The following is a 4,457-nucleotide window of genomic DNA, read 5'->3' on the forward strand; positions in this document are numbered from 1 at the left end:
CCGCTCGGGGTGGTCGCGGCCGGCACCGGCAACGACTTCGCCCGGGTGGCCGGGCTGCCGGTACGGGATCCCGCCGCGGCCGGCGCCGTGATCGCGGCGGCCCTGCGGGACGGCCGCACCCGGGAGCTGGACCTGGGCCGGACCGGCGACCGCTGGTTCGGCACCGTGCTGGCCTCGGGCTTCGACTCCCGCGTCAACGACCGGGGCAACCGGATGCGCTGGCCCACCGGCCGCTTCCGCTACGACCTGGCCATGCTGGTCGAGCTGGGCGCGCTGCGGCCGATCCGCTACCGGGTCGCGTTCGACGACGCGCCCGAGCGGGAGATCGAGGCCACCTTGATAGCGGTGGGCAACGGCTCCTCCTACGGCGGCGGCATGCGGATCTGCGCCGACGCGGAGATGGACGACGGGCTCTTCGACGTGTGCGTGGTGGGCCCGTGCAGCCGCACGACGCTGCTGCGGGTCTTCCCCCGGGTCTACCGCGGCACCCACCCGGCCCATCCGGTGGTGACCGTGCACCGCGCCGCCCGGGTCCGGCTGGCCGCCGACGGCGTCACCGGCTACGCCGACGGCGAGCTGGTCGGCTCGCTGCCCCTGGTCGCCGAGACGGTGCCGAGGGCGCTGCGGCTGCTGGTGTGAGCGGTCCCCGGGCTGTTCGGGCGGCCCGGCCCGCGCAAGGTTGCTCCTTCTCCGGAGCCTGCGGGCCGATAAGATCACGCGCGCTGTCGGTGCCGACGGGTAGGCTCGTTGCGAGATGACCGAAGAGATGTCCCCAGCCGAGCGCTTCGCCGCCAGCCGGCGCCGCGCCGCAGACAACGCGACCGCACTCGCCCAGTTCCGCGAGCTGTACGAGTTCGGCCTCGACCCGTTCCAGATAGACGCGTGCCAGGCCCTGGAGGCCGGCAGCGGCGTCCTGGTCGCCGCGCCCACCGGTTCGGGCAAGACCATCGTCGGCGAGTTCGCCGTCCACCTCGCCCTCGCCGAGGGCCGCAAATGCTTCTACACCACGCCCATCAAGGCGCTGTCCAACCAGAAGTACAACGACCTCGCCAAGCGGTACGGCGCCGACAAGGTCGGCCTGCTCACCGGCGACAACAGTGTCAACGGCGACGCACCGGTGATCGTCATGACCACCGAAGTGCTGCGGAACATGCTCTACGCGAACTCCGCCGTCCTCGACGGCCTCGGCTACGTGGTGATGGACGAGGTGCACTACCTCTCCGACCGCTTCCGCGGCGCGGTCTGGGAAGAAGTGATCATCCACCTGCCGCCCTCGGTGACCCTGGTCTCGCTCTCCGCGACCGTCTCCAACGCCGAGGAGTTCGGCGACTGGCTGGACACGGTGCGCGGCGACACCAAGGTGATCGTCTCCGAGCACCGCCCGGTGCCGCTGTGGCAGCACGTGATGGCCGGCCGCCGGATGTACGACCTGTTCGAGGAGCGGGCCGGCGCCACCGACAACCGCGGCCGCCGCGAGGTCAACGCGGACCTGCTGCGACTGGCCCGCGAGGAGAATCAGCGCACCTTCCACCCGCGGGCCAAGCGCGGCCGGGAGGCCGACCGCGAGCGCGAGCGGCGGGCCCGCAGCCGGATGTGGACCCCCAGCCGGGCCGAGGTCATCGACCGCCTCGACTCCGAGGGACTGCTGCCCGCGATCACCTTCATCTTCAGCCGGGCCGCCTGCGAGGCCGCCGTCCAGCAGTGCCTGGCCGCCGGCCTGCGGCTGAACAACGACGAGAACCGCGCCAGGGTCCGCTCGATCGTCGAGGAGCGCACCCGCGCCATCCCCGACGAGGACCTGCACGTCCTCGGCTACTTCGAATTCCTGGAGGGCCTGGAGCGCGGTATCGCCGCCCACCACGCGGGCATGCTGCCGACCTTCAAGGAAGTGGTCGAGGAGCTCTTCGTCCAGGGCCTGGTCAAGGCGGTCTTCGCCACCGAGACACTGGCGCTCGGCATCAACATGCCGGCCCGTTCGGTGGTCCTGGAAAAGCTGGTCAAGTGGAACGGCGAGACCCACGCCGACATCACCCCCGGTGAATACACCCAGCTCACCGGGCGCGCCGGGCGGCGCGGCATCGACATCGAGGGCCACGCGGTGGTGCTCTGGCAGCGCGGCTTCGACCCGGGCGCCGTCGCCGGCCTGGCCGGCACCCGGACCTATCCGCTGCGGTCGTCCTTCAAGCCGTCGTACAACATGGCGGTCAACCTGGTGGGCCAGTTCGGGCGGCACAAGTCCCGGGAACTGCTGGAGACCTCCTTCGCGCAGTTCCAGGCGGACCGCTCGGTGGTGGGCATCTCCAAGCAGGTACAGCGCAACGAAGAGGGCCTCGACGGCTACAAGGGCTCGATGACCTGCCACCTCGGCGACTTCGACGAGTACATGCGGCTGCGCCGCGAATTGAAGGAGCGCGAGGCCGAGCTGTCCCGGCAGGGCGCGGTGCACCGCCGCGCGGCGGCCTCGGAGGCGCTGGAGAAGCTCAAGCCGGGCGACATCATCCATGTGCCCGCCGGGAAGTACGCCGGCCTCGCCCTGGTGCTGGAGCCCGGTATCCCCGCCGGGCGGTCCACCGGCAACCGGTACGGCGAGGAGTTCCACGACGGGCCCCGGCCGCTGGTGCTCACCGCCGAGCGGCAGGTCAAGCGGCTGGCGCAGATCGACTTCCCGGTGCCCGTCGAGGCGCTGGACCGGATGCGCATCCCGAAGACGTTCAACCCGCGCAGTCCGCAGTCGCGCCGCGATCTCGCCTCGGCGATGCGCAGCAAGGCGGGCACGGCCGGCTGGGCGGCGCCGGCCCGGCACCGCAAGCAGCGGTCGGCCGCGGCCGACGACAACGAGATCTCCCGGATGCGTGCCGCCATCCGCGCGCACCCCTGCCACGGCTGCGACGAGCGCGAGGACCACGCCCGCTGGGCCGAGCGCTACCACCGGCTGCACCGCGACACCCAGCAGCTGGAACGCCGCATCGAGGGCCGGACGAACACCATCGCCCGCACCTTCGACCGGGTGTGCGCGGTGCTGACCGAGCTCGACTACCTGGAGGGCGACACGGTCACTCCGGAGGGCCGACGACTGGCCCGGCTCTACGGCGAACTCGACCTGCTGGCCAGCGAATGCCTGCGCGACGGCGTGTGGGACGGCCTGGGCCCGGCCGAACTGGCCGCCTGCGCCTCGGCGCTGGTCTACGAGGCCCGGAACTCCGACGACGCGGTGGCGCCCAAACTGCCGACCGGCAACGCCAAGGAGGCGCTGTCCGAGATGGTCCGCATCTGGGGCCGGCTCGACGCCCTGGAAGAGGACCACCACATCAGCCAGACGGAGGGCGTCGGCCAGCGCGAACCCGACCTGGGCTTCGCCTGGCCCGCCTACCGGTGGGCGTCCGGCCACAGCCTGGACTCGGTGCTGTCCGACGCGGACATGCCGGCCGGCGACTTCGTCCGCTGGTGCAAGCAGCTCATCGACGTCCTGGGCCAGATCGGCAACGCGGCGCCCGAACACAGCCCGGTGCGGCGCAATTCCCGCCGGGCGGTGGACGGTCTGCTGCGGGGCGTGGTGGCGTACTCCTCGGTGGGGTGAGCCGGGGTCGGCGACGACCGCCCGGAGCGGCGGCTGCCGGCGGGCGCGCCGGCCCGGCTACGAGCGGGCGCCGAGGTAGGCGCGCCAGCCGCCGTGGGCGGTGATGTCCCGGGCGCCGTCGAGAGCCTGCGGCTCGCACAGGAAGCCGGTGGCACCGGTGCCGTCGGCGAGTTCGACCGTGCCGAGGGCCATCGGCCGGGGCAGGGCGGCGATGAGGCGGCCGAGCGCGGCGGCGGGCAGTTCCCACACCTCCGCCTCGATCGCGGCGCCGCCCTCCGCCACCCGCACCAGACCCGGCTTGGGCGGCGCGGTGTCCAGCGCGAACAGGCGGTAGACGGCGGCGGTGCCGGTCGTCGTGACCAAGCGGGCTCCCAGGGCCCGGAGTTGGTGATTCAGCGGCTGCCCGCTCAGATGCGCGCCCACCACCGCGAGGCGCAGCGGTGGTTCGAGCAGGGCGGCGATCTCGGCGACACGGTCGTCGCAGTGCGCCCGGCCGAGCAGCATCACCCCGAAGGGACGGCCCGCCACCTCCTCCGCGGGCACCGCGACCGCGCAGAGGTCCAGCAGATTCGTGGAGTTGGTGAACCGGCCCAGCCGGGTGTTGGTCCCCACCGGATCGGCGGCCACCTCGGCCAGGGTCGGGTGCCCCGGAGCAGTGGGCAGCAACAGGGCGTCGGCGTCGCCGAGTTCCGCCGCAGCCTGCCTGCTCTGCTCGGCCAGCTGCTCCCGGTCGGCGAAGAGGCGGTGCGCGGGCAGGTCGCGGGCCGCGGTGATGATACGGGCGACGGTCGGATCCAGATCGGCCGCACCCGCGTGCTCGTCGATGAAGGCACCGACCGCGGTGTACCGCTCGGCGACGAACGCGCCCGCGTAGAGCAGG

General features: G+C 72.8%; 2 protein-coding genes and 1 pseudogene. 2 read left to right on the forward strand and 1 reads right to left on the reverse strand.

Annotated features, from left to right (window positions below; genetic code table 11):
- Both GA0115240_RS12870 and GA0115240_RS12875 read left to right on the forward strand, forming a co-directional pair.
- On the forward strand, positions 1-639 hold a 639-nt coding region (locus tag GA0115240_RS12870), incomplete at its 5' end, for a diacylglycerol kinase family protein (protein ID WP_093736821.1).
- A 115-nt stretch (positions 640-754) separates the two neighbouring features.
- Positions 755-3,577, forward strand: coding sequence for a DEAD/DEAH box helicase (locus tag GA0115240_RS12875; RefSeq protein ID WP_093736822.1), 2,823 nt, complete (start codon positions 755-757; stop codon positions 3,575-3,577).
- A gap of 57 nt (positions 3,578-3,634) precedes the next feature.
- On the opposite strand, the pseudogene GA0115240_RS12880 reads toward GA0115240_RS12875, so the two are convergent.
- Positions 3,635-4,457 (reverse strand): annotated as a pseudogene (locus GA0115240_RS12880) (amidase family protein); the annotation flags it as partial.

This window comes from Streptomyces sp. DvalAA-14 (genome assembly GCF_900091855.1).
Taxonomy (GTDB): domain Bacteria; phylum Actinomycetota; class Actinomycetes; order Streptomycetales; family Streptomycetaceae; genus Actinacidiphila.

Excerpts from the sequence above, each read along its gene's own strand:
- GA0115240_RS12875 (WP_093736822.1), top strand. The coding sequence starts at position 755 with ATGACCGAAGAGATGTCCCCAGCCGAGCGCTTCGCCGCCAGCCGGCGC.